This window comes from Lichenihabitans sp. PAMC28606 (assembly GCF_020616535.1).
In the GTDB taxonomy this organism is placed as follows: Bacteria; Pseudomonadota; Alphaproteobacteria; order Rhizobiales; family Beijerinckiaceae; genus Lichenihabitans; species Lichenihabitans psoromatis.
In genome coordinates this window covers 276,751-301,680 of record NZ_CP085136.1, presented here as the reverse complement: position 1 = coordinate 301,680, position 24,930 = coordinate 276,751, and the positions used below count along the sequence as shown (strand labels likewise).

At 62.7% G+C, this 24,930-nt stretch carries 27 protein-coding genes; 17 read left to right on the top strand and 10 right to left on the bottom strand.

Annotated elements, in window-relative coordinates; translation table 11 throughout:
• Positions 1-24: 24 nt before the first annotated feature.
• The 3 genes from LGH83_RS01395 to fabI all read right to left on the bottom strand — a co-directional run bounded on the left by LGH83_RS01395 (position 25) and on the right by fabI (position 5,926).
• Positions 25-4,095 (bottom strand): Pls/PosA family non-ribosomal peptide synthetase, encoded by a 4,071-nt coding sequence (locus LGH83_RS01395; protein ID WP_227400327.1) that lies wholly within the window; start codon positions 4,093-4,095, stop codon positions 25-27.
• Between the two features lie 368 nt (positions 4,096-4,463).
• The gene (locus LGH83_RS01390; protein ID WP_227400326.1) at positions 4,464-5,075 is read right to left on the bottom strand and encodes a histidine phosphatase family protein; all 612 of its coding nucleotides are present in this window, start codon (positions 5,073-5,075) and stop codon (positions 4,464-4,466) included.
• A gap of 2 nt (positions 5,076-5,077) precedes the next feature.
• The gene (gene fabI, locus LGH83_RS01385; RefSeq protein WP_227400325.1) at positions 5,078-5,926 is read right to left on the bottom strand and encodes an enoyl-ACP reductase FabI; all 849 of its coding nucleotides are present in this window, start codon (positions 5,924-5,926) and stop codon (positions 5,078-5,080) included.
• Between the two features lie 258 nt (positions 5,927-6,184).
• Between fabI and LGH83_RS01380 the strand changes: the two genes are divergently transcribed.
• A complete protein-coding gene (locus LGH83_RS01380) occupies positions 6,185-6,775 on the top strand; it encodes an RNA polymerase subunit sigma-70 (protein ID WP_227400324.1) in 591 nt (196 codons plus the stop codon).
• A 21-nt stretch (positions 6,776-6,796) separates the two neighbouring features.
• On the top strand, positions 6,797-7,693 hold the full coding sequence (locus LGH83_RS01375) for a hypothetical protein (protein WP_227400323.1): 897 nt from the start codon (positions 6,797-6,799) through the stop codon (positions 7,691-7,693).
• 36 nt (positions 7,694-7,729) lie between these two features.
• On the opposite strand, the gene LGH83_RS01370 is transcribed toward LGH83_RS01375, so the two are convergent.
• Positions 7,730-8,689: a DnaJ C-terminal domain-containing protein gene (locus LGH83_RS01370; protein ID WP_227401682.1), complete on the bottom strand. Its 960-nt coding sequence runs from the start codon at positions 8,687-8,689 to the stop codon at positions 7,730-7,732.
• Positions 8,690-8,845: 156 nt separating this feature from the next.
• Positions 8,846-9,193 carry an RT0821/Lpp0805 family surface protein gene (locus LGH83_RS01365; protein ID WP_227400322.1) on the bottom strand — a complete coding sequence of 116 codons (348 nt, stop codon included), beginning with the start codon at positions 9,191-9,193 and terminating at the stop codon, positions 8,846-8,848.
• 76 nt (positions 9,194-9,269) lie between these two features.
• On the opposite strand from LGH83_RS01365, the gene LGH83_RS19905 reads away from it, so the two are divergent.
• From LGH83_RS19905 to LGH83_RS01325, 9 genes are all read left to right on the top strand, one after another.
• A complete protein-coding gene (locus LGH83_RS19905) occupies positions 9,270-9,401 on the top strand; it encodes a hypothetical protein (protein ID WP_264479126.1) in 132 nt (43 codons plus the stop codon).
• Between the two features lie 57 nt (positions 9,402-9,458).
• Positions 9,459-10,028, top strand: coding sequence for a pyridoxamine 5'-phosphate oxidase (gene pdxH, locus LGH83_RS01360; protein ID WP_413771137.1), 570 nt, complete (start codon positions 9,459-9,461; stop codon positions 10,026-10,028).
• A 141-nt stretch (positions 10,029-10,169) separates the two neighbouring features.
• Positions 10,170-10,922, top strand: coding sequence for an SDR family NAD(P)-dependent oxidoreductase (locus tag LGH83_RS01355; protein ID WP_227400320.1), 753 nt, complete (start codon positions 10,170-10,172; stop codon positions 10,920-10,922).
• On the top strand, positions 10,919-11,386 hold the full coding sequence (locus LGH83_RS01350; protein ID WP_227400319.1) for an NUDIX hydrolase: 468 nt from the start codon (positions 10,919-10,921) through the stop codon (positions 11,384-11,386). Before LGH83_RS01355 ends, LGH83_RS01350 begins: the two co-directional genes overlap by 4 nt.
• Positions 11,373-11,840 carry a TIGR02301 family protein gene (locus LGH83_RS01345; protein ID WP_227400318.1) on the top strand — a complete coding sequence of 156 codons (468 nt, stop codon included), beginning with the start codon at positions 11,373-11,375 and terminating at the stop codon, positions 11,838-11,840. The genes LGH83_RS01350 and LGH83_RS01345 overlap by 14 nt, the downstream gene beginning before the upstream one ends.
• A 140-nt stretch (positions 11,841-11,980) precedes the next feature.
• The gene (locus LGH83_RS01340; protein WP_413771087.1) at positions 11,981-12,181 is read left to right on the top strand and encodes a hypothetical protein; all 201 of its coding nucleotides are present in this window, start codon (positions 11,981-11,983) and stop codon (positions 12,179-12,181) included.
• Positions 12,182-12,369: 188 nt separating this feature from the next.
• Positions 12,370-13,431 carry an alkene reductase gene (locus tag LGH83_RS01335; protein WP_227400317.1) on the top strand — a complete coding sequence of 354 codons (1,062 nt, stop codon included), beginning with the start codon at positions 12,370-12,372 and terminating at the stop codon, positions 13,429-13,431.
• Positions 13,432-13,548: 117 nt separating this feature from the next.
• On the top strand, positions 13,549-16,290 hold the full coding sequence (ligD, locus tag LGH83_RS01330) for a DNA ligase D (protein ID WP_227400316.1): 2,742 nt from the start codon (positions 13,549-13,551) through the stop codon (positions 16,288-16,290).
• Positions 16,287-16,799, top strand: a complete 513-nt coding sequence (locus LGH83_RS01325) for a hypothetical protein (RefSeq protein ID WP_227400315.1) — start codon at positions 16,287-16,289, stop codon at positions 16,797-16,799. Before ligD ends, LGH83_RS01325 begins: the two co-directional genes overlap by 4 nt.
• Positions 16,800-16,906: 107 nt before the next feature.
• Here the strand turns inward: LGH83_RS01325 and LGH83_RS01320 are convergent, their stop codons facing one another.
• Together LGH83_RS01320 and LGH83_RS01315 are read right to left on the bottom strand one after the other, a co-directional pair.
• Positions 16,907-17,191, bottom strand: a complete 285-nt coding sequence (locus LGH83_RS01320) for an SDR family oxidoreductase (protein ID WP_227401681.1) — start codon at positions 17,189-17,191, stop codon at positions 16,907-16,909.
• A 166-nt stretch (positions 17,192-17,357) separates the two neighbouring features.
• On the bottom strand, positions 17,358-18,683 hold the full coding sequence (locus LGH83_RS01315) for a dihydroorotase (protein ID WP_227400314.1): 1,326 nt from the start codon (positions 18,681-18,683) through the stop codon (positions 17,358-17,360).
• Positions 18,684-18,897: 214 nt separating this feature from the next.
• On the opposite strand from LGH83_RS01315, the gene LGH83_RS01310 reads away from it, so the two are divergent.
• From LGH83_RS01310 to LGH83_RS01295, 4 genes are all read left to right on the top strand, one after another.
• Complete coding sequence (locus LGH83_RS01310) at positions 18,898-19,743, top strand: YgfZ/GcvT domain-containing protein (RefSeq protein ID WP_227400313.1); 846 nt, start codon at positions 18,898-18,900, stop codon at positions 19,741-19,743.
• 83 nt (positions 19,744-19,826) lie between these two features.
• The gene (locus LGH83_RS01305) at positions 19,827-20,516 is read left to right on the top strand and encodes an HWE histidine kinase domain-containing protein (protein WP_227400312.1); all 690 of its coding nucleotides are present in this window, start codon (positions 19,827-19,829) and stop codon (positions 20,514-20,516) included.
• The gene (locus LGH83_RS01300; protein WP_413771086.1) at positions 20,513-21,157 is read left to right on the top strand and encodes a hydrolase; all 645 of its coding nucleotides are present in this window, start codon (positions 20,513-20,515) and stop codon (positions 21,155-21,157) included. The genes LGH83_RS01305 and LGH83_RS01300 overlap by 4 nt, the downstream gene beginning before the upstream one ends.
• Positions 21,154-21,681, top strand: a complete 528-nt coding sequence (locus LGH83_RS01295) for a tyrosine phosphatase family protein (protein ID WP_227400311.1) — start codon at positions 21,154-21,156, stop codon at positions 21,679-21,681. The genes LGH83_RS01300 and LGH83_RS01295 overlap by 4 nt, the downstream gene beginning before the upstream one ends.
• Before the next feature lie 4 nt (positions 21,682-21,685).
• Here LGH83_RS01295 and LGH83_RS01290 read toward each other — a convergent pair whose 3' ends face one another.
• Positions 21,686-22,471 (bottom strand): molybdopterin-binding protein, encoded by a 786-nt coding sequence (locus tag LGH83_RS01290; protein WP_227400310.1) that lies wholly within the window; start codon positions 22,469-22,471, stop codon positions 21,686-21,688.
• Positions 22,464-23,324 carry a cytochrome b/b6 domain-containing protein gene (locus LGH83_RS01285; RefSeq protein ID WP_227400309.1) on the bottom strand — a complete coding sequence of 287 codons (861 nt, stop codon included), beginning with the start codon at positions 23,322-23,324 and terminating at the stop codon, positions 22,464-22,466. The genes LGH83_RS01290 and LGH83_RS01285 overlap by 8 nt, the downstream gene beginning before the upstream one ends.
• Before the next feature lie 64 nt (positions 23,325-23,388).
• Between LGH83_RS01285 and LGH83_RS01280 the strand changes: the two genes are divergently transcribed.
• Positions 23,389-23,646, top strand: coding sequence for an exodeoxyribonuclease VII small subunit (locus LGH83_RS01280; protein WP_227400308.1), 258 nt, complete (start codon positions 23,389-23,391; stop codon positions 23,644-23,646).
• Between the two features lie 23 nt (positions 23,647-23,669).
• Entirely contained in the window at positions 23,670-23,963 is a 294-nt protein-coding gene (locus tag LGH83_RS01275; protein ID WP_227400307.1) for a DUF1330 domain-containing protein, read from the top strand.
• A 7-nt stretch (positions 23,964-23,970) separates the two neighbouring features.
• Here LGH83_RS01275 and LGH83_RS01270 read toward each other — a convergent pair whose 3' ends face one another.
• Positions 23,971-24,852 carry a hypothetical protein gene (locus LGH83_RS01270; RefSeq protein ID WP_227400306.1) on the bottom strand — a complete coding sequence of 294 codons (882 nt, stop codon included), beginning with the start codon at positions 24,850-24,852 and terminating at the stop codon, positions 23,971-23,973.
• Between the last annotated feature and the right edge of the window lie 78 nt (positions 24,853-24,930).

The following is a 24,930-nucleotide window of genomic DNA, read 5'->3' as shown; positions in this document are numbered from 1 at the left end:
ATTTCACTCAACATCCCTTTCTTGTCACGCGGCTCGCTTGGGCTCAACCACCACCACAGGGCGGTCCTTCGGCTCGGCCGGCGCGCCGGCCCATTCCGTGTGCGGCGGAATGGACTCGCCCTTCATGACCAGAGTGAGCGGGCCAAGGCGCGCGAAGTCACCCACATGCGTGTCGTAAAGCACGGTCGACCCCGCCCCGATCGTCACACCATTGCCGATATTGACACGGCCGACCTTCATGACGCGGTCCTCGTAGAGATGCGTTTGGAGAGCCGCGAGCGCGTTGATCGACACGAAATCACCGACTGTGACGCAGTCGAATTCCGTAATGTCGGTCATGTCGAGATAGACGCCCTTTCCAAACTTCGCGCCGAACAGCCGCAGCATCCAGGGGAGGAACGGCGTCCCACGGAGATGGTCGAGCAGAACCTTGCCGGCCAGTCCCCAATACATGACCGCAACGGCTTCGGTCCGCATCGCCCAGAACGACCACATCGGCTGCACGGTCGGCTCGTAACGGCCCATTGTGGCCCATTTCACCAGGATCACCACCGCCGTCATGGTGAGGGAGATCAGCAGCGAGACACCGATGAACAGCAGCGTGACCTGTCCGTAGCGGCCATCGAGAAGCTTCGGCCCGAGCAATTCGACCGACCAGGTTCCGAACACGATGAACAGCATGGTGGGCAACGAAATATGCACGGCCTCGAAAACCGCGCGCATCAGCTTTTTCCAGCGTGGCGCCTCGTAGGTCCAATTCGCGCCGCCACCGTCGAACCGCTGCCGCACCGGCAGCTTGATCGGTGGCGTCCCGAACCAGGTGTCACCCGGGCTGAGTTCCTCATTGGTCGGCGGCTTCGACTTGATGCCGATCAGCGCACCGTCCGGAATATCGGCCCCGATCGGCACGACGGCATCGTTGCCGATGAAGACGCGAGCGCCGGTCCGGACCTTCTTCAGGATCATCCAGCCACGGCGAACCTCTTCGTCGCCGAGCACGACCTCGTCGGCGATAAAGCATTTCTCTCCGATGTCGATCAGGTCGTAGCGCCCCGACAGATTGGTCGAGATCTCGGCGTCCTTGCCGATCTTGGCGCCCATCAACCGATACCACCCGCGCATATAGACGGTGGCGAAGAGCGAGCTCAGCGTTTCGAGCGTGATCTCGGTCGAGAGCGCCACGATCCACTTCCGCATGTAGAACCAGGAATAAACCGAATAGCGTCCCTCGCTCACACGCGGCAGCACGATCCAACGGATCGCCGCAATGAACGCGACCGTGACGAGCACCAAGGCAAAGGCCGTCGGCCAAGCGAGGATCGGCAGCGATGCCAAATAGGTGAGACGGTCGACCTCCGGCACGTCGATCCAGCTATCGATCTGATCGAACACCCAGAAAGCCGGGAAGATGGGGATTAGGCCAAGCGGCGGAATGACCAGCAACATGACGACATAGAGAAGCCCCTGCACGATGCGTCGGCCTAGCGATGCGGTCGGCAACTCATCGAGTTCGGCCCGGCTCGCGGTTCCGGTCTGCCGGCCCGGCGACCCGTCCCACACCTGCCAGTCGCCTACGCGTCCACCCGCCGCGATGGCGGTCAGATCCTTCAGTTCGGCCCCTTCGCCGACGACGACATCTTCCTCGATCACGCAGGAGGTGCCGATATAGGTGTCGCGCCCGATCGAGATCTCGCCCACGATGAACAGGTTGCCCTCGACCCGGGCATTGTTGAACTTGACCTTGCCGCCGATGCTGGCGTCTTCGCCGATCGACAGTTGGTCAAAGGACCCGATGTCGATATCGCCGATAATGGCATTGGGTCCGACCTTGGTGCCGAGCGCACGCAGGAAGGTCCGCATGACCGGCGACCCCTGCATCCACTTCGGATGGGTCAGCGACACGAGGCGCTGCACGACCCACCAGCGGAAGAAGTAAACGCCCCAAAGCGGATAGCGCCCCGGCTTCATGCGGCCGAGAATGAGCCATTTGCCGGCGATCGCGAACAGCACGGTCGCGACGTTGATCAGCATATAGATGCCGATCAGGGATGCGGCTTCCTCAAAGAAGCCGGCATCGCTGCCAGTCAGAAGCATGTAGCTGATGAAAACGCCGAGCCACTGAAAGGTCATCAAGGCGATGATGAGCGGCAGCACCGCGGCTTGCGCCAGCCCGCAGAGAAAGCGCCGCCGCAGGCTGGGAGGCTCGAAACCGAGATCGCGGACGCCGCCTTGCTGTGCCGATTTGGCATCGAGCGAGGCCGAAATCGCCCGCAGCGTCCGCAGCTTATACATGTCCTGCAGGGTCAAGCCTGAGAGATGCTGGATCTGTCGGACGACGGAAACAAAACGAGCCGCCAGCAGCGAATGGCCACCGAGATCAGTGAAGAAGTCGGCATCGAACGGAATCGCCTGGGGCGGCAGCACCTGCTTGGCGGCGGCCAGAAGGCTGGCTTCTGTGTCGCTCCGCGGCTCTTCCTGCGCCTCGACCGTCACGGGTGTCGTCAGCGCTACGCTTCGCAGCACCTTACGGTCAGCCTTGCCGGAGGACAGGCGCGGTAGATCGCTGACGATTTCGAAACGAGCCGGCACCATGTAGGGCGGAAGTTCATCCCGCAGCACGCTACGGAGATGCTTGGCGTCAAGACTGTCGCTTGGTGCGGCCCGATGAGGCACGATGAAGGCGACGAGTTGGTCGATGCCATCGTCGGTGCGAAGCACGACCGTCACTTGCGCGATACCGGGGAGAGCGGCAAGCTTGGCTTCGATCTCGCCGAGCTCGACGCGGAAGCCGCGGATCTTAACCTGGTCGTCGATACGACCTCGAAACCCGATCTTGCCGGCGCGATCCATCACGACCGCATCACCGGAGCGATAGAGAATCGGATCGTGGTTCTCGGTCCCAAACGGATTAGCGACGAACTTTTCAGCCGTCAGCGAGTCGCGTTTGAGGTACCCCTTTGCGACACCGGGGCCGCCGATCACGAGTTCGCCCTCGATGCCACGGGGCAGCAGGGTCATGTGATCGTCGACAACGTAACAGGTGTAGTTGGCGATCGGGCCGCCGATCGTGACGGTCTCGTTGATCCGCACCTCGGAGGCCGTTGCGACCACGGTCGCTTCGGTCGGACCATAGGAATTGTAGATGCGGCGACCGGGTCGGCACCAGCGCTGGGCAATGACGGGCGGACAGGCTTCCCCACCCAGAATGATGAGGCGCAGTGACGGAATATCCTGCGAGATCATCCCCAGCAGCGTCGGCACCGTATCAAGAACCGTCACGCCCGCCATGCTCATCAGGTCGGGCAGTTTGTCGGCCTCACCCAGCATCTCGGCACTTGCCACGAACAGGCTTGCGCCGACGAGATACGGGATCCAGATCTCCTCCATCGACAGGTCGAACGCGACCGAGGCGCCCTGAAAAACAATGTCGGTCGGTTCGATCCGGTAGAGATCGTTGGCGGACCGGAGATAGTGGCAGATATTGGCGCCGGTGATCACGATGCCTTTCGGCACGCCGGTCGAGCCGGACGTGTAGATCAGATAGGCGGGATCTGCGGAAGTCGCGCCGAGCGCCCGCGCATCGACGACCGAACGATCGTCCGGTTCGACGAGGTCGGAAGCCACCACGATGGGGCACGGCATCGCGCCGCCCGCTTTGGTGCGATAAGCGTCGTTGCTGAGCAGCAGCACGGCTTCGGCATCGCCGAGGCAGGTCGCAATGCGATCGACCGGTGCGTCGGCATCGAACGGCAGCCAAGCCGCGCCGGTTTTGGCAATGGCGATTTGGCTGATCAGCAGATCCGGTCCGCGTCCCATCCAGAGCCCGGCCACCTTGCCGGGACGGAGGCCGCGCTTGAGCAAGCCCCGAGCGATGCCGGTCGCAAGCGCGTCAACCTCGGCGTAGGTCTGCGTCAAACGACCCGACCGGAGTGCAATCGCGTCGGGGGTTGCGGCCACGGCCGACGCAAAAATCTCGCAGAGAAGTTCGTCTCGAATGAAGTCGGGCTTGAGCGGACCGACCAGTCGCGATGGCTCCAGCGACGAATCCAGAGTTCGCACAACGCCGTCCGACGCTTCGGCCGGGCTTATCTTCATCTCTGCTATCGACATCATGGCCCGCTGTTCAGTCCTGGGGTAGATCGAGCGTCGTCGACCTGCCTCAGCCCCTTTGTTCCGAGAGCGGCTTTGAGTTGAAACCTCGAATGGCTCCTGCCCACCTCATTGCGCCCTATCGCACCCCCTTGAGGGGTATGCCGCCTTACCGATCAAACATGACCGCAATTGCACCGGCCCAGATTATAGCAATTGAAAACCGATTCGCGGCTCGTAAAAAGGCGCCACTGCCGCCAAATTGCCACCGCTCAGTTCACCGATCGGATGAGGCATCCCCTGTCAAAGACGCTTTTGCGTCTGAACTTTCCCTGAATGCCGCCGATCGGCGCATCATGGATGCACGGGAAGATTTAAGCCCAAGCGAAACTGTTGCGCTCGAACTTCAACACCCGACCTTGCGTGATTTCGATATTTGGGGCCGCCAAGGTCGATAGTCCGCCGACCAGCACCATCAGGGCTCGCGCCACGCCGCCATGCGAAACCACGATCTCGCCGTTGGAGAGGGTGTCGAGCCATGGCCTGACGCGTTCGGCCAGCATGGCGTAGCTTTCGCCGTCCGGCGGCACGAAATGCCATTTATCGCGGCGACGCTCGCGGATCAGGTCGGGGCATCGGAGCTTGACGTCAGCCCAGGTCAACCCCTCCCATTCACCGAAGGAAAATTCGCGCAGCCGCTCGTCGCGATCAAACATGTCGGGATCGAGCCCCATGGCCAAACGCGCGAGGCGCATCGTTTCGCAGGTGCGCCCGAGTGGCGAGGACACGAATCGGCACTGCGACAGGTCGGCCCCGTCACGCTTGACGACGCCGAGCGCTCGCCTGCCCGACGACGCAGCCTGATCCTGGCCGACCTGATTGAGCGGAATGTCCTTTTGGCCTTGCAGCCGGCCTTCGGCGTTCCAGTCGGTTTCCCCGTGTCGGATGAAAAGAAAGCGACGCTCGCGCCGCGCGCTTCCGCTCATCGTCACTCTTTGCCGACGACCGAGATATCCGGAGCCGACGGGTTCTTCATGCCGACGACATGATAGCCGGCGTCCACATGCAGAATCTCGCCCGTCACTCCGCGTGATAGAGGTGACAGCAGGAAGGCGGCGCTTTCGCCCACCTCCTCGATCGTCACGGTGCGGCGCAACGGCGCGTTATATTCGTTCCATTTCAGAATGTAGCGGAAGTCGCCGATGCCGGAGGCCGCCAGTGTCTTGATCGGGCCGGCCGAAATGGCGTTAACGCGAATATTTTGCGCCCCGAGATCGGCCGCCATATAGCGCACGCTCGCTTCGAGAGCCGCTTTGGCAACACCCATCACGTTGTAATGCGGCATCCACTTTTCGGCGCCGTAATAGGTGAGTGTCAGCATCGAACCGCCGTCGGTCATCAGCTTCTCGGCACGTTGCGCCACCGCCGTAAACGAGTAGCAGGAGATCAGCAGCGACTTGGAAAAGTTTTCGGCTGTCGTGTCGACATAACGCCCGGTGAGCTCGTCCTTGTCCGAAAACGCGATGCAATGAACCAGAAAGTCGAGCTTGCCCCACAAGCGCTCGACCTCTGCAAAAACCGCATCGATCGAGGCGCTGTCGGTGACGTCGCAGTGGCCGACCACCTCGGCGGAGATTTCGCGTGCCAACGGCCGCACCCGTTTTTCCAGCGCGTCGCCCTGGAACGTAAAGGCGAGTTCCGCACCCGCCTCATGGGCCGCCTTTGCGATCCCCCAGGCGATCGACCGATTATTCGCGACGCCCATCACCAGACCGCGTTTGCCGGCCAGAATCCCCCGCCCGACCGACGGCTTGGAGGCGCTTGTTGCTTCAGACATGTGCTACCCGACCTCGAACCGCTTGCATTCGCCCTCGCCAAACCATCCGCCGCTCATAACTCAACCGACATCGATCTGAAAAGACCGGGACCGAACAAACAGCATTCGGTCGTTTCGATCGGCACATCTGCGTCGTTTTAGGTACCGGCAATCCGGTGATAATCCATCGTGGCGGCTTGAAGAACCGTAGGCAAGACTCCTTGTTTGTCCTAACATTGAATTAAAGGATGGGGTCATGAATTGGCGGCGGGGAAGACGGTGAACGCGACGAGGCACTCCTATCGTGGAGACGTCGAAAAGCTGATCCCTCGGCTTCGCCAATATGCACGCGCGCTTGTGACCGATCACCGCCAGGACGCGGCCGACGATCTCGTCCACGACGCTTTGTCTCATGCCTTGCGAAGCGAACGCCATTGGGCTGGCGAGGATGTGGCGATCAAGCTTTTCACGCGTGTGACGGCCGCCAATCGGCTTCGGGCGCGCGCGTGTCTGGGTGAACGGCGGTTATCACCAACTGGTCTAGGCTCGTCGGACCAGCAGGCCCACGGACAAGCGACGCACCAGATGTCGCAGACGGATCTGCTGCCTCATAGCACAGGGGGATCCCCCGGTCGCGCCCTCGACCTGTTATCTCTCGGACATCGGGAGGCCCTGCTTCTGGTGGTTCTTGGGCGTTTCGATTACCCGCAAGCCGCGCAGATCATCGGCATTCCGACCGGAACCTTCGTGACCCGCTTGGTGCATGCCCGCGAGCAACTCGGAGAAACGCTCTGGTCCTCGACGCAGGCCACAGCCGAGAAGGCAGAGAGGCGGCAGCGCTCGACGCATCTTCGCCTTGTCAAATCGTAAGGCTGCCGCACCGTGAAGCGTATGCAACGTGTCTTTGGCGACATCGACGCCCTCCGCTTCGTCGATCACCGCTTGGACGAGGAACGCCGGGCTGCCTTTCTGGCCCATTTGAGCGATGATCCCGAGCAGGCCGAGCGCATCGAACATTGGAGCCGCCAGAATGATGTCATTCAGGCGGCTTTCTCGGGCATTGCTCATGAGACGGTTCCGCTCTGGTTGCGGCTCGACCATATGACCCCGGAGCGCGACGAAGCGCTCGCACCGATCGAGACGACGGCGCCGCTCAGGGCAAAACCCGTCGTCCACCTTGCGCTACCCGCCAAGCCGCGCCGTCACAGATTGAAGGACGTCCGCGTGGCGGCTCTGGCGCTCGCGGCCGCGATCACCATGGGCTATTTCGTCTCGCGCGATGTCATGCCGAGGCGGTTCTTCGAGGGACATCAGGCTGAGGTGCGACCGCCCGAAGCCCATGATCCAATCCATCGATTAATCGACCGGGCGGCCGACGCTTATCGGACCTATGCGATTGATCCGCTGCGACCCGTGGAAATCGCATCGGCGCAACAGGCGCAGTTGGACAGTTGGTTTCAGCGCCGCCTGTCGATTGCGGTTCACGCGCCTGATCTTCGCAGCGAGGGATGGTCGCTGCTCGGCGGACGCCTTGCTCCCGGCGACCCTGGGCCGGGCGCCTATTTCGTCTTTGAAAACGAGGCCGGCGAGCGGCTCGGCTTCTATGTCGCCCGGACCGATACTGCGCCAAAAACCAGCATGATCGTCACGGCCGGCAACGGCGAATCCAGCGCGGCTTGGATCGAGGGGCCGATCGGGCTGGTTCTCTCGGTCAACAAGGATTCGGCTTGGCTGTCGAAAAACATCGATCGGCTGAAGGCCAGCATCAAAATGCCGGCGAGCGACTGACGCCCGCCGGTCTGTTGGCGTTCGGCGTGTCAGACCTCAGTCGAACATGCTTCGCGGGGTATAGGGATGATGATCACGGAGCTGCTCCGCCGCTGCGATCAGCTCCGGGTCCTGCTCGGCCGGAAGCACGATGCGTGGCGTCACCAGAAGATCGCCAGCCGGCAGCGATCCTGTGGCCGGCAAACCCTTGGCCCGCAGCCGGAGCGTCTTGCCGGCGCGAGCGCCGGGCGGCAAAGTGAGTTCGACGGCCCCACCGAGCGTCGGCACATTGACCTTCCCGCCCAACACCGCCTCATAAAGCGTGATCGGCAGATCGAGCCGCAAGTCGCGTCCATCGACCTCGAAGAACTTATGTTTGGCGATCTTCACCGTGATCAACGCGTCCCCCGGCACGCCGCGACCCGGCATGCCCTGCCCTTTCAGCCTGATCTGCTTGCCATCTTCGATCCCGGCCGGGATTTTTATGTCGAGCATGCGCCCGCTCGGAAGACTGACACGGGCTTGCGCGCCCTCCACCGCCTCGTTGAGCGACACCGTCACGGTGCCCGAAACGTCCTCGCCTTTCGCAGCCGAAGCACCACCGGCCGCGCCGCGCGCTGCACCACCGCCGAAAAGGTCGGAGAAGAAGTCGGTCGGATCGATCCCGCCCTGGGCGCCCTTGAAGCCACGAAATGGAGATCCGCCACCGCCGAAATCCTGATATTCGTAAGCTTGCTGACCTGCCCGGCCGCCAGCGCCGCCACCAGCCCCGAATCCGTCGAAACTCTGGTAGCGCGGCTTGCCGTCCGCATCGATCTCGCCCCGATCGAAGGCCGCTCGCTTGGTCTCGTCGCCCAAGATCTCATTGGCCGAATTAGCTTCGGAAAAACGCTCCTGCGCTTTCGGATCCTTGTTCTGATCGGGATGATGTTTTTTGGCGAGCTTGTGAAACGCCTTCTTGATCTCCGCAGCGTCCGCCGTCTTTGGGACGCCCAACACTTCATATGGATTACGCATCATCTGGCCTGCTGATCGCGCTCGCCCAAGCGGCACGAAGCGCATGTCTCTGTCGGTGGCAAAATGGGCGCTCTGCCGCCGAAGGGCAAGCATCACGACAGGCGAAGCGGCACGCCATTTACAAAAAGATCAGGGTTGGCGAGGCTTTGCGCCGGTTCAGGCTTTGGCTTGCTTTTCCTCGCGGGCATCCGCCACGGTCCAATCGCCATCGGGACCACGGCAAGCCGACCCCTCGATATGTCGATCGGCATGTGGATCAGGCACCACATGTGCCTTGAACGACCGGCAGATTTTATCGTTCTTGGAAAAGGGTGCTGCGGTCGCGACGAAGCTGCCTTTCGCGCCCGATCGAGGATTGTCCCACGCGACGCTCGCGCCATTTCCTTGTGGGTCGAGCGCGACCGCAAGCGCGGCTTTCGCACGGCGCCAATCCTCGCCGTCGAGTTCCTTGGACAAAACGACGGTGGACCGATTAATCGATCCGGTTGGGCTCTGGTCTGCCATGAACCCACCGATCGGAAATGAAACCGAGCAGGCACTGGCGCAAATGCCGATGCCGCTGCACATAAGAAGCCGGAGGATGGCGCGGGACGCAAAATCACGGCCTGCGGCGCTCGGATCGATCCGAACGGCCGACATCGCCGAGGCTTTCGCGTTCGAGATTGGCTGCCTGACGTTCACGAGTGCGATCCGCTTTTCCGCAACAACATGAAGGGACGGTAACTTGGAACCGTTAATTGCTGGTGACTTCACGCTGCGCGACGACCCGATGGGCCTTTTCAAGGATTGGTTAGGCGAGGCGGTCGCAAGCGAGCCGCGCGACCCGAATGCGATCGCGCTCGCCACGGTCGATCAGCAGGGCTTGCCGGACGTTCGTCTGGTTCTGCTGAAGGGGTATGACGACCGAGGTTTCGTCTTCTATACGAATTCGGAAAGCCAGAAGGGTGAGGAACTCGCCGCCAATCCGAAGGCCGCCTTTGTGCTGTATTGGAAATCGCTGAACCGGCAAATCCGGGTCAGAGGACGGGTCGAAGCCGTCACGAAGGACGAGGCGGACGCGTATTTTGCCAGCCGGCACCGCGGGAGCCGGATCGGCGCTTGGGCGAGCCAGCAATCGCGACCGCTGGACGCACGCTCCACCCTCGAGAAGCGCGTCGAGGATCTCGATCGCGAGTTCGAGGGCAAAGACGTGCCGCGCCCCGATTATTGGAAGGGCTATCGTGTGATCGCCTCGTCGATGGAATTTTGGCAGGATCGCGCATCCCGACTGCACGATCGCATCGTTTTTTCCCGCGCCGACGATCGGGCGAATTGGACCAAGCTGCGGCTTCAACCCTGAGATCGGTCGAAGGCTAGTCGCCACGCGGGCGGGCTGGCATAAGACCCGCAACACGAGCCCGCTGCAATCGGTAACGGTCGCAGCATGGCACCGACCCCAGAGCGGGCTCTCCCATCCGACACGCGGCGGTCAACGATGACGATGTATCAAACTCAGTCCAACGGCCCGCGGCGGACCATGCTGCTGACCGGCGCGTCGCGCGGCATCGGCCATGCGACGGTCAAACGATTCTCGTCGGCAGGATGGCGCGTGATCACCTGCTCGCGTCATGCGTTTCCAGAGGATTGTCCGTGGGAAATGGGCCCGGAAGACCATTTGCAGGTCGATCTTGCGGATGCGGACAGCACCGCGACCGCGATCGAGGAGGTGCGTCAGCGCTTACAGGAGGGACGGCTCGACGCCCTCGTCAACAATGCCGCCATCTCGCCGAAGCTCAGCGGCGGGGGGCGCATGGGCGCAATCGAGACCAACCTGCTCGATTGGCAAAAGGTCTTTCAGGTCAATTTCTTCGCCCCCGTCATGCTGGCTCGCGGTTTGATTAAGGAACTCGAAAAAGCGCAGGGGTCGGTCGTCAACGTGACATCGATCGCCGGCTCTCGTGTCCATCCCTTCGCCGGTGCCGCCTATGGCACGTCGAAGGCGGCGCTTGCGGCCTTGACGCGCGAAATGGCGTCCGACTTCGGCCCCCTCGGGATCCGGGTCAACGCTATTTCCCCAGGTGAGATCGATACCGCGATCCTGTCGCCTGGGACCGACAAGATCATCGAGCATCTTCCGCTCAGGCGGCTGGGCAAACCCGAAGAGGTCGCCAAGGCCATCTACTTTCTTTGCACCGAACAATCGAGCTACGTGCATGGGGCCGAAATCCACATCGATGGCGGCCAGCACATATGACATCGACCGGCCCGGTGCCGCTCGATCCCTCGCGTTCCTACCCGGCCAGACCGATCATCGCCGCGAGCGTGGCGGTCTTTCGCAATGGGCGGGTGCTGCTCGGCGAGCGCGTGAAACCACCGGGTGCCGGATCCTATTCGCTCCCGGGAGGTCTCGTCGAGCTCGGTGAGACGCTTGAAGAAGCGGCCCTTCGCGAACTGACCGAGGAAACCGGAGTCACGGCTCGGATCACGGGCTTCAACGGCCATGTCGAAGTCCTCGCCCGCGACAATGCGGGCCGCGTCGAACGGCATTTCGTGGTCGCCTCCTTCATTGGTGAGTGGGTCTCCGGAGAGGGCGTCGCTAGTGACGAGACGCGCACGATCGTCTGGGCCAACCTCGCCGATCTCGAGACCCTGCCTCTCACCCCTGGCCTGAAGCCTTTGCTGGAGCAGGCCATCGCGAGCCGACATGCGGGGGACTGACCGGCGCAAGACGGTCCTTGGTCCGTTCTTTGCGGCACTGCTGATCGCATCAACAACAGGGCTGAACTGGGCCTGCGCCGAAACGGCGCCACCGCCGCTTCCCCCGCCAGCACCGCAACGTGGCGTGGTTCCACGCGAGCCGGCGGGACCCCCGCCTTACGAGGCGCAACTCGATCGCTTGGCCGAGCTGATGGGCACACTGGCGTTTATGCAGACGCTGTGCGGGCAAGGCGATGGTGCAACCTGGCACGACAAAATGGAGAGCCTTCTTGACGCCGAGTCGAAGACGGGGTTGCGGAAGGAGCGGCTCGCCGGCAGCTACAATCGCGGCTATCGCGGCTATCAGGTCACCTATCGGACGTGCACGCCGGCCGCTCAGGCCGTCGTCGACCGATCCTTGCAGGAAGGCGAGCGACTCGCGCGCGATCTGTCGATCCGTTTCGGTGGTGAATAGAAAAACTGCATTTCACTAGGCATGTTAACCCTTTCGTAGTAATCGGGATATGCACTTGCGCGTCGGCACGGTAAAACCTCTGTATGTTGACTGACACGACTGTTTCGCAAGACCGATTCGACGCTGCTGACGATCGCCGCTTGGCGCTTGCTTATGTGGCCGAAGCCTTCGCAGAGGCGACGCTGGATGGCATCGAGGAGGATTGCTTCGTGCAAGCCGCCCTCTTCACGGCCTTTCAGACGCTGGTCGACATCTACGGCGAGGACGCAGCCGCGACATTCGCTGAACGGTTACCCGAGCGAATTCGGCAGGGTGAATTCTCCATCGTGACCCGCCAGTAACGCGACCACCACCCCAAGTCTCGGATCGGGGACCAAGTCTCGGGATCGGGGACCAAGTCTCGGGATCCGCGATCCGGCGCTTGACACGATTGCAGTCGTGCATAACGTTCGGTACATAATCCGAGACGTCACGCGGTTCAGGCTTTGCCGATCCGTGGCGCCGCTCCAAGAACAATGGACATCATCACATGCCAACTCTCTTCGATCCGCTGGTCGTCGGTGACCTGACCTTGCCGAATCGCATTATCATGGCGCCGCTGACCCGTTGCCGCGCGAGCGCCGGCCGCGTACCGAATGCAATGATGGCCGAATATTATGTCCAGCGCTCGACTGCTGGACTGATCCTGACCGAAGCCACGAGCGTAACGGCCGAGGGCGTCGGCTACCCGAACACTCCCGGCATCTGGTCGGATGCCCAGGTCGAGGGTTGGAAGATCATTACAGAGGCGGTCCACAAGGCGGGCGGCCGCATCGTGCTCCAGCTTTGGCACGTCGGCCGCATCTCGGATCCTGTCTATCTCGACGGCGCGACCCCTGTTGCGCCCAGCGCGATCGCACCTGCGGGCCACGTGAGCCTGGTTCGTCCGGAGAAGAATTTCGTGACGCCTCGCGCGCTGGAGACGGATGAACTCGCGCGTGTCGTCGCTGACTATCGCCATGGCGCCGAAAATGCCAAGCGGGCCGGCTTCGACGGCGTCGAGGTGCATGGCGCGAACGGCTATCTGCTCGACCAGTTTCTGCAGGACAAAACAAACCAGCGGACCGACCGCTTCGGCGGCTCGATCGAGAACCGCGCCCGCCTGATGCTCGAGGTCGCGGACGCCTGTATCGACGTTTGGGGCGCCGGCCGCGTCGGGATGCATCTCGCCCCGCGCCGTGACGCGCATGACATGGGCGATTCGACGCCGCTGGAGACCTTCGGCTACGTGGCTCGCGAACTCGGCCGCCGGAAGATCGCGTTCATCTGCGCCCGCGAGCATACGGGAGACGATCGCCTCGGCCCGCAGCTCAAGGCTTTGTTCGGCGGCGTCTACATCGCCAACGAGAAGCTCGATAAAGCCGAAGCGCAGGCTCTGCTCGACAAGGGCGAGGCTGATGCCGTCGCGTTCGGCAAGGCCTACATCGCCAATCCGGATCTGGTCGAGCGTCTCCGTCAGGACGCGCCGCTCAACCCGCAGCGGCCCGAAACATTCTATGCGGACGGACCGACCGGCTACATCGATTATCCGAGCCTGTCGCAAGCCGCCTGATGAGACGCTAACGGTGCGAGCGGCGAGGCCTGCAACTTCCTGCGGTCCCGCCGATTGAGTCGCTCAGACGAAAGCGGAGCCATTCGCTGGCTTCGCCTGTCGGGAGGCTGACGAGCGGTGAATACGAAACTCGCGTCCTACACCTCGAAGCGCGACTTCGAAAAGACGGCGGAACCGACCGGCGCCGCTGCCGTCATCCCGTCGAAGGCGCTGCGCTTCGTTATCCAAAAGCATGATGCCACGCGGCTGCATTACGATTTGCGCCTCGAGGTCGACGGCGTCTTTAAGTCCTGGGCGATCACGCGCGGCCCCTCGCTCGACCCGCACGACAAGCGCCTCGCTGTCGAGGTCGAGGACCATCCGCTCGACTATGGTGATTTCGAAGGCACGATTCCAAAAGGTCAATATGGCGGCGGTACAGTCCTGCTGTGGGATCGGGGTACATGGACCCCAGAAGGTATGACGGCCCAGGGGGGGCTGGAGTCGGGCGACCTCAAATTCACCCTGCACGGCGAGAAGCTGCACGGGTCGTGGGTGCTGGTCCGCATGAAACACGATCGGATGGGGGGCAAGCGGACAAACTGGTTGCTGATCAAGCATCGTGATGACGCCGCACATGAGGGCGATGCGGACGCGCTTCTGTCGCAAAACACCTCGGTCGCCTCCGGCCGCGCGATGGAGGATATCGCGGCAGGCCGCGGCAAACCACCGAAGCCGTTCATGACCAAAGCCTCGAAAGCCGCCAAGCCCGACGCTGTTTGGCAGTCGAATCGCGCGGCCGACGACGCCACACCTCAGGCCGGGAAAAAGCCCAGGAAACCATCAGCCGCCAAAGCGGCAGCGCCGAAGTCCAGTAAAGCAGCGACATCGAAAGCGAAGCTGGTTGCGCCGGAATGGCCGCGTTTCGTGGAACCGCAACTCTGTCGATTGGTCGACCATCCCCCGAGCGACGCCGGATGGGCCCACGAGGTCAAGTTCGATGGCTATCGCGTGCAACTCAACGTGCGGGGTGGAACGGCGGTCCTCCGGACCCGGAAGGGGTTGGATTGGACCGACAAGTTCAAGGCGATCGCCGCGGCCGGAGAAGCGCTGCCTGACGTCATTATCGATGGTGAGATCGTGGCGCTCGATCATCAGGGAGCGCCAGACTTTGCGGCTTTGCAGGCTGCTATCTCGGATCGGAAAACCGATGAGCTCGTCTTCTTTGCCTTCGATCTTTTGATGACGGGCGATGAGGATTTGCGCGGACAGCCGTTGTCGATCCGGAAATCCCGCCTGAAGGGTATCCTCACCGACACTCCACATGACGACGACCGCTTGCGGTTCGTCGACCATTTCGCGGCCGGCGGCGACGCGGTACTCAAGGCGGCGTGTCGCATGTCGCTCGAGGGAATCGTCTCGAAGCGGCTCGACGCCGCCTATGTGTCGGGCCGGTCCGAGAGTTGGACCAAGGCCAAATGCCGAGGAGGCCATGAGGTTGTGATCGGCGGCTGGACCGATACGGATGGCAAGTTCCGTTCGTTACTGGCCGGCGTGCATAAGGGCGATCATCTCGTCTATGTGGGGCGGATCGGAACCGGCTATGGTCAGGCGGTGGTGTCGCAATTGATGCCGCGCCTCGAACAGAATGCCTCCGCCAAAAACCCGTTTACCGGCCTCAACGCTCCCAAAGCCGCCAAGGGTATTCATTGGCTCGCGCCCGACCTCGTGGCCGAAATCCACTATGCGGGCTGGACCGGCGACGGCATGATCCGGCAGGCCGCCTTCAAGGGACTACGAGACGACAAGCCCGCAGCCGAGGTCGTGGCCGAAAAACCCGCTCCGGCCGATACGCCGCTATCGGAGCCGCCCGTTCAGCCGACGCGCGGCACTAAACCCAACAAAACCGCCGCCAAACCGTCCGGGAGCGAAGCAACGCCGCCTGCCGCAGCCGCCCGCCACCGGCCTGCCGCTAACGCCGTGGTGATGGGCGTCAGCATCACGCATCCGGATAAGGCGCTCTGGCCCGATGATGGCGCGGGCCAGGCTGTCACCAAGCTCGACCTCGCCCGCTATGTCGAAGCCATCGGGCCGTGGATGATCGAGCATGTCAAAGGTCGCCCATGCTCGGCCGTGCGCGCGCCGGATGGGATCGGCGGACAAGAGTTTTTCCAACGCCATGCGATGCCGGGCACATCGAGCTTGCTGACGCTGGTGACCGTGAAGGAGGAGACGAAGCCCTACCTGCAGGTCGATCGAGTCGAAGGCTTAGTCGCACTGGCACAGACCGGCGCGATCGAATTGCACCCATGGAACTGTCAGCCGGATCAGCCTGAGGTGCCAGGTCGATTGATTTTTGATCTCGACCCAGGGCCGGAGGTCGATTTCGAGGCTGTCATCCATGCGGCACGTGACATAAAGGACAGGCTCGACGATCTCGGGCTGGTGTCATTCTGCAAGACGACCGGCGGCAAGGGGCTACACGTCGTGACACCGCTGACGATGCCGAGGAAGGCCGGGCCGGACTGGGCCGCCACGAAGGACTTCTGCCGACGAATTTGCGCCGACATGGCGGCAGCGCATCCCGATCGCTATCTCGTCAACATGGCCAAGAAGCTGCGGACGGGAAAGATCTACCTCGATTATTTGCGGAACGACCGGACCGCGACGGCGGTGGCGCCTTTGTCGCCGCGCGCAAGGCCCGGCGCGACCGTATCGATGCCGTTGACGTGGTCGCAGGTCAAAACGGGGCTCGACCCGGCCAAATTTACGATCCGCACCGTGCCGGCCCTGCTATCGAAATCGATCGCTTGGGCCGATTACGATGAGGGCGCGCGCTCACTCGAGCGGGCCATGCAACGATTCAAGGTTGATGCGTGACGCGATCCGGGGCAAAGCCGGGCGACGATCGACCGATAACGCGATCCGCTCCTTCGCTCGAGATCGCATCCCTGCCCCGCGCCGTGCAGCTTCTGCGGGCTCGCATTCTCGAGACGGTGCGCGGCGGCGACATCGACGATCTCCGCGTGCCGCTCGGTTGGAACGAGGTGCCGCCGCTGTTCCGTCGTGGCCAGAAACCGGAGGCGGACCCTGTCGAATACTTGAAGAGCCGAAGCTTCGATCGACAGGGTCGCGAGATGCTCGGGATCATGCGTGCGGTGTTCACGGCCGCTTACGTGCAGGAACGGCGTGGCCCGAGTACATCCTACATCTGGCCCATCTTCCCGGTCACAAACGAGTTTGCCCCGCCCCGCTCGCAACAGATCGGCCTCTGGCGCTGCGTCCGCTTCGAGGATCTCACCGCGAAGGCCGCAGGCGGCGGTCCACTCATCCACCGAACCGCGATCGGGGACGACGGAACTTGGCACTATTTCTGGACCGAGTCCTAGCACGTCAAGCTCCGGGCGCTTGACGTGAGCGGTCATCTCCCCCGCGAAAAGACCGATCGGTTGCGGCCCTTCGCGATACCGCATCATGCCCGCGCAGAAGCCATGCCTTACGCTATTGTTCGTACGACGCCGCCGTCGACACGCAAGGACGTGCCTGTCGTCGCCGACGCCTGATCCGAGCAGACATAGCCCGTCAGGTTTGCGACTTCTTTGGTTGTCGCAAAGCGATTGAGCAGCGATGTCGGGCGCACCGTTTTCAAGAACTGCTGCTCGGCGTCCTCTCGCGTTATGCCTTGCGCCTTTGCGGCCGCCTTCATCCACCCCCCCATGATTTCCGAATTTGTCGGCCCAGGGAGGACAGAATTGACGGTGACGCCCGTACCACCGACCACCTCGGCCAAGCCCCTCTGGCGGATGTTGGAATTGGCCTGTTGGCCAGGGTTTCGCTTGCGGATGAACTCCGGCAAGCCGAGGTCATGACAATCCTCGACGAATTTGTGACCAATGTCAGAGACATCAGCTCTCGGTCGAGGCGTATTCGCATCCGGCCTGCGTCAGTTACAACGCTTCGAGAAACCGCACCGGCTGGCCGCTCGCAGGGTCCTCGATGCCGCCATCCCACATGACCTGATGGCCCCGCACGATGGTGCCGACGGGCCATCCCGTAACGTCCCGGCCGTGATATGGCGTCCATTGCGAGCGGGACGCGATCCAGTCGTCCGTGATCGTGACCCGCCGCTTCAGATCGACCACGGTGAGATCCGCATCATAGCCAACTGCCATGCGGCCCTTCCGCGCGATGTTGAACAAACGCGCAGGCCCAGCGCTCGTCATATCGACGAAACGCTGCAGACTGAGCCGTCCGGCCGCAACATGGTCGAGCATGATCGGAACCAGGGTCTGCACACCCGTCATGCCCGAGGGGCTATCGGGATAAGCCTTTGCCTTCTCGGCAAGCGTATGGGGGGCATGATCCGACCCCAGAATGTCGGCAACCCCCGACGCGACACCGGCCCAGATCGCATCGCGATGACGTTTGTCGCGCACCGGCGGGTTCATCTGCAGCTTGGTGCCGAGCGTCGCATAATCGTCGGCCGACAGCGTCAGATGATGCGGGGTCACCTCGGCGCTCGCAAGATCCTTGTGATCGGCCAGGAACGCGATCTCCTCAGCGGTCGAGATATGCAGCACGTGAATGCGGGCGCGTGCCTCGCGGGCGATGCGAACGAGCCGCTCCGTGCAGCGCAGCGCTGCCACCGCATCGCGCCAGACCGGATGCGAGGTCGGATCGCCGGGCACGCGCTCGCCGAGCCGCTCGCGGAGGCGAAACTCGTCCTCGCTGTGAAATGCCGCGCGACGGCGCGTTTTTCCCAGAATCGCAGCGACGCCGGCATCGTCCTCGACCAGCAGCGACCCCGTCGACGAGCCCATAAAGACCTTGATGCCGGCTGCGCCGGGAAGCCGTTCGAGATCGGGAATGGCCGCGACATTGTCGCGCGTGCCGCCGACCCAGAACGCAAAATCGCAGAACATGCGCTGACGGGCACGGCGGACCTTGTCGGCCAGCGTCGCTTCGTCGGTGGTCAGCGGCGTCGTATTCGGCATTTCGAACACGGCCGTGACACCGCCCATGACGGCGGCGCGGGATCCGCTCTCGAGATCTTCCTTGTGGGTCGCGCCCGGCTCGCGAAAATGCACCTGCGTGTCGATGACGCCCGGAAGCACGTGAAGGCCCGCGCAGTCGATGACACGGCCTGCCGCCGAGGCCGATAGCGACCCGATCGCCGCGATTGTGCCATTGCGGATGCCGAGATCACCACGATACTCGCCATTCTGATTGACCAACGTGCCGCCACGCAGCATCAGGTCGAATGTCTCGCTCATGGTTTGGGCTACCTTCACGCGGCTGACCGAAGCACCCTTGCGTCCGGCCAACATGGTCGTATCTGCTGAAGGCGGGATTTAAGCTGTTTCGGGTCAGCCTAGAAGCGGAATTTGGCACTCGACGTCGCCACACAACAAGGTGGTCGACGTGCGGGCTCATTTCGATGACAGGCTGCGGTCGGACGGTGATCTTCATGCGAACGGCTAAAATAAAATGAGTGGCAATCTGGCAGTTTTGAGTGACCGTGGGATCGTGGAGGTCGTCGGCCCCGATGCACGCGATCTGTTGCAGCGGCTCATCACCAATGATGTCGACAATCTGAAGCCCGGCGAGGCGCGCTACGCGGCCCTGCTGACACCGCAAGGCAAAATCACGTCGGACTTCTTCGTCGTGGCGGATCGCGACCCGGTTGCGTCACGGTTCTACATCGACGTGCCGGAGGCATTGGTGGTGGATCTCGTGAAGAAGCTCACGATGTACAGACTGCGCGCCAAGGTCGATATCCGAAACGAGAGCGAAACGCTCGGGATCGTCGCCGGCGACCCCTCGGCCCTGCCTGGCGATTGCCGGCTGACGTTCGACGATCCGCGTGTGCCGGGCCTTTGGCGCCGCGCGATCGTCGATCGATCGCGCTTCGCCGACTTGGGCGATGATTCAGGACGCTGGGCCTATCGCGAGCAGCGTGTCCGGCTTGGCGTGCCCGAAGGCGGCATCGACTTCATCTACGGCGAGACCTTCCCGCACGAGGCCAACCTCGATCGTTTGCATGGCGTCGACTTCAAGAAAGGGTGCTACATCGGCCAGGAAGTCGTCTCCCGCGTGCAACATCGCGGCACGGCGCGAAAGCGGATCGTTGGCGTGCGTTTCGACGGTGAGCCGCCGATGGTCGGGTCGGATATCACGGCGGACGGGATTTCGATCGGCGTCATGGGATCGTCGATCGACGGGCTGGGGCTTGGTCTCCTTCGGATCGACAAAGCCGATGACGCGAGGCTCGCGGGCACGTCCGTCGTGGCCGGATCGACACCGCTCACGCTCGACGGTCCGGGCTGGCACTAGGGCACGCGAGCGTCTATTGCGTTGTGCACAATGCAATTTATCGCGACGACGATGAGAAACGTTCGATGCAGGATGGTCAGAGTTTGAGCCGGGAGTCGATGCAGGGCGAAATCGCTCGGCTGCAGGCACTCGTCAATGCCGCCGCGATCGAACGGGCCGCGAGTGAGACCGAGCGAGACCGTTTGACCTTCGAGCTCGGCCATCGCGTCAAGAACGTTCTCAGCGTCGTTCAGGCCCTTGCGGGCCAGACCCTGCGCGGCGCTGACACCAAGGAAGAGGCCCTTGCGACCTTCGGGGCCCGCATCATCGCCTTGGCCCGCGCCAATGATGTCATCCTGAACGAGGGTTGGACGACGGTAACGCTGCGGGCCGTGGCGGAGCGTGTTCTTCAACCATTCGACACAGAAAATCGACGGCTGACGATCGATGGCCCAGAGCTGCGGATCGGCGCGAGTGCCGCGCTTTCGCTCGCCATGGCTCTCTATGAGTTGGCCTCGAACGCGAAGCGGCACGGCGCTTGGTCAGTGGAGGCCGGCCGCGTGGATCTCTCGTGGTGGCTCGACGCGACCGTGCAAGACCAAAGCTTCACACTCACATGGCGAGAATCCGACGGCCTTGCGGTCGAGCCTCCGGCAAAGCGGCGCTTCGGCTTGCGGCTCATCGAGCAATCGATGCAAAGCGCCTTCGGCCGCGATGTTGCAGTGATGTTCGAGCCACAAGGCCTGCAGTGCCGCGTCCGCGCATCTCTCTCACGCCTCGCCGAGTCAGCGTGACGTCAAGCGAACGTCGAGAGGGCGAGGTCGAGCCCGCACAACCGCGCGTCTGGCAACGCATGCTGTCGGGCCGCAAACTCGATCTCCTAAACCCGAGCCCATCCGATATCGACATCGCCGATATCGCCCATGGCTTGGCCCGGGTGGCGCGCTGGAACGGCCAGACCGAGGGGCCGAATATCTTTTCGGTCGCCCAGCATTCCGTGATGGTCGAAGCCATCATGGCCCGGCTGGCGCCGCTTTCGACCCCGGCGGAGCGACTGGCGGCCCTGCTGCACGATAGTCCGGAATATGTGATCGGGGACCTGATCTCCCCGTTCAAGGCAGTCCTCGGCGACGCCTATCGATCGATCGAACATCGGCTTCTCGATGCGATTCACGCGCGTTTCGGCCTGCCGATCTCACCGCCCGCTTTGGTCAACCTCATCAAGCAAGCCGATCGGATCGCGGCCTATCGCGAGGCCATCGATCTGGCTGGCTTCGACCGCGCCGACGCCGATCGCATCTTCGGCATCCAGGTCCCGGAGACGCGGCTTGACGAAGAGGTTTTGTCGCCCGCCCGGTCAGAGGATGCCGAACGCGTCTTTCTCGATCGGTTCACGATGTTGAGCGGGGCGTCCTCGCGAAAGGAACCGGTTTGAGCGCGATCTATGTCTGTTCGCTGGCAAGGCTCCCGGAAACTGCGATGGCGACCAAGGCCAAAAGCTTGCTGACGCTGCTGTCGCCCGGTGGCGTCGTGGCGGAGCGGCCCCCGAGCATCGCGGCCGACCGGCACCTCGTCATCAATGTGTCGGATATCGTGACGCCCACGGAGGGCCATACCCATCCGCAGGCCGGCCACATCGCCGATCTGCTGGCGTTTTTTGCCGCCTGGGACCGTGTCGATCCGCTTCTGATCCATTGCTACGCTGGCGTCAGCCGCTCCACAGCCGCAGCCTATATCGCGGTCTGCGCGCTCGCACCGGACCGCGACGAGAGTGAGGTTGCGCGTTCTTTACGGGCCGCCTCTCCGTCCGCAACCCCCAATGCAAGCCTCGTGGCACTTGCTGATTCGGTACTCGGTCGAGCCGGGCGTATGAGCGCCGCGATCACCGCGATCGGCCGCGGGGAAGATTGCTTCGAGGGCGCGCCATTCAGGCTGGATCTCGACGCGCCGCCCGCCTGAGCCATCAGATTCCGGCGTACCACTGGTAGCCGTTGTCTTCCCAATAGCCGCCTTTGCCCTGTCCAATTTCAGCGAAGCTGTCGACCAACTGGATCTCTTTAATATATTTGGTCATTTTGTAGCCGAGCTGGCGCTCTAACCGCAGTCGCAGCGGCGCCCCGAACGGCACCTCGAGAGCTTTTCCGTTCATGTCATAAGCCAGGATCGTCTGCGGATGATGGGCGCCGAGCAGGTCGATGCTGCCGTAGAAAGGCGGCGGCCCCGACATGGACGAGGGATCGTCCATCGTGTCGAAACACTGGAAGACGAGATATTTGGCGGTCGGTTTGACGCCGGCCTTGTCGAGCACGAGGCTCAGGGGCACGCCGGTCCATTTGCCGATGCAGCTCCAGCCCTCCACACAATCATGCCGCGTGATCTGGGTGCGGGCGGGCATCGCCCGAAGGTCCGCGAGCGAGAGGCTCAGTGGGGTATCGACCATGCCGGTCACCTGGAGCCGGTAATCCTTGAAGCCATCGGTCACCATGGCTTTATAGGCGGGGTCGTCCGGGTCGGTTGAGCCGTTGGCATAGAATTTCGGCGAGATGTCGGCTTCGGTATATTCGGGTGCAAGCTGCTGGGCCTGCAGGATTGCCTGTTGCGCCTTGCGGTTCAGCGCGTCGACGCTCTTGAAGGCGGACGCCGCCTGATCCGAGTTGATGACTTTGTCGCATCCCGCCAAGGCCGCTGCGCCGATGAAGGCCGCGCCCCGCGCCAGGATGCCGCGACGGGTCGAGTTGATCTTACGCATGCGACTCAGGCTCCCGACCGATGTCGTACCAGCCGGTGATCATCGAGCGCATGTTGTTGAACACCCCCGATAACAACACCAGCGCGACGTGGACGATGACGAACAGAACAAGGCCGAACGCCGCGAAGAAATGGACTGAACGCGCCGTCTGGCGGCCGCCGAACAGATCGAGCAATTGCGGAAAAGCCGCGTCGAGGCCGGGCGACATCGTCCAGCCGGCAAGAACCAGCAAGGGCAACATGACGAAAACGACCAGAAAATAGGTGAGCTTCTGGATCGCATTATAGCGCCGTGCTTCCTCGCCCTTTGGAAAGCGCAGCCGAATATGGTCGCGGATCGCACCGCCGAAATGCCGCATCTGCTCTCCGGTCGGGATGAAGTCGCGCCGGAAATGCCGGGTCGCGAACCCATAGATCAGGTAGATGAGCCCGTTCAGCACGAACAGCCACGCGAACACGAAGTGAATGGCTCGCCCGGTCCCAAGGTCTTGATAGGAGGGCAGCGTCAGCCAGGCCGGAAACGCGCGCTCGGTCGGCTTGCCATCGAGGGACGATAACCCCAGCACGCCGGTGGTGTTGAACTTGTGACCCCAAAGCGACACGAACCCGCGCGGCGCGCCATTGGCCTCGTCCGCCCCGATGGCGATCGGCGGGTCCACGAAGTTCGAGATCTTGCCGAAGTCGAGCGACGGATGCGCGTTGAAGATTTGCAGACCGCTCATCAGCAGCATGGTCAAGCACAGCACGTTGACCCAATGCGTCAAGCGGACGATGGCGCTATGCCGTTTGACCAACGTGTCGCCACCGGGCCTTGCTGCCTCGCTCGTCGGCTGCAGCGCTTCAGCATGGGACATCGAGCATCCGATCGGTTAAAACCATTTGGTCGAGTTACGTCTACACCATTGAAGAGGTTACAGCGTGAGTGATCAAGTGACCGGTGGGGTCGACGTTGCCGGATTGCCGTTCGAGAAGGCCTTGGCGCAACTCGAGGAGATCGTCGGGCAATTGGAGAAGGGCAGCGTGCCGCTCGAAGAGTCGATTGTGATCTACGAGCGTGGTGAAGCCCTGAAGAAACATTGCGAATCGCTGTTGCGTAACGCGGAAATGCGGATCGAAAAGATCACGCTCGGGGCGGACGGCCATCCGACCGGTCTCGCGCCTCTCGACGTCGAATAGACCGTCATCAAGGAAGCATCAGCATGCCCAAGGCCTATCTGGTTTCCAACTACACCGCGATTTCCGACACCGACAAGCTTGCGGCCTATGCCAAGCTGGCCGGACCGGCGATCGAGGCGCTCGGCGGCCGCTACATCGCACGCGGGGTCGCGGCGCGCGCCATGGAGGCCGGGGTGCAGCAGCGCACCGTCATCGTCGAATTCGACAGTCTCGAAACGGCGCTCAGCCTCTACGATGACCCGGCGTATCAGGTCGCTCTCAAGGCGCTGGATGGCGGCGCGGTGCGCGACATGCGAATCGTCGAAGGCGTCGCCTGAAGCCAAATTAGACCCGGCTGCGATCGCTCACGACGAATCGCGTCCATACGGGGCGAATTGCACCCCGTGTGGGCCGATGCAACAGTCGAAGCCAGACCTTCAGCGACGCGAGGCTGGCGGCGATCAGGACGAGCACGAGGCCAAATGTGGCGGCCGGATCCCCGATCTGCGAGGAGATGATGGGGCTGCCACATGTTGACGAGCGCGGAACCACCTCGATGGTTTCGCCGGCAGGTGGAAAGCTCGCCGGCGCTAGCGTGTGGACGGCCGTCTGGCACAGGCCCGTGCCGTCCTCCATCTTATAGCTGAGCGTGATGGTGCTGCCGCTGAAGTGACGCTCGGCACCGGGTCGCTCGATGGCCAAAACCGTGGCCTGAACCGACGGGTGATTGAGCGCCACGGATCGATCCATCCACTGGCCGATTCCCTGCTTGATCTCCCAGATGGCCACCATCGGGGCAATAATTCCGACACCGGCCGAGAGATCGAGCGCGAAGATCGTGGCGCTATCGCGCACCGCACTCCGAAGCTTCGGCGACACCATGGGGGAAGCGGTTTCGGCTTTGGCGTGCTGCTCTTTGGTCCGGCGACCCAACCAGCCCAAAAGCTCGCTTACGTCATGCGGCACGCAATCGACCCCCACCCGATCGAGCAATGCCTTCTGCCTACCGAAGTACATCATCGCGGATTGTGTATCGGCAAACGTCCGACCATAGCGGTCGAACAGATGCGCCGGTAACGTGTCGGCGTCGTCGGCAAGCCGTTCGAGCAGGATGATGCAGTCGATATCCTGGTCGGTCGACAACCCCTGGCCGATCGTCTTCCGTTTATGAGCCGCGCTCCCTCGAAGCGCCTTAACGAAATCCTGGCGAAACCTGTCGATGGTCATGATCCGCACCCCAACCGAGCCAGTGGCCCGATCATGCCGGTGCTTGAACAATCTCCCTCAAGCGTCAGACGCGCTTGG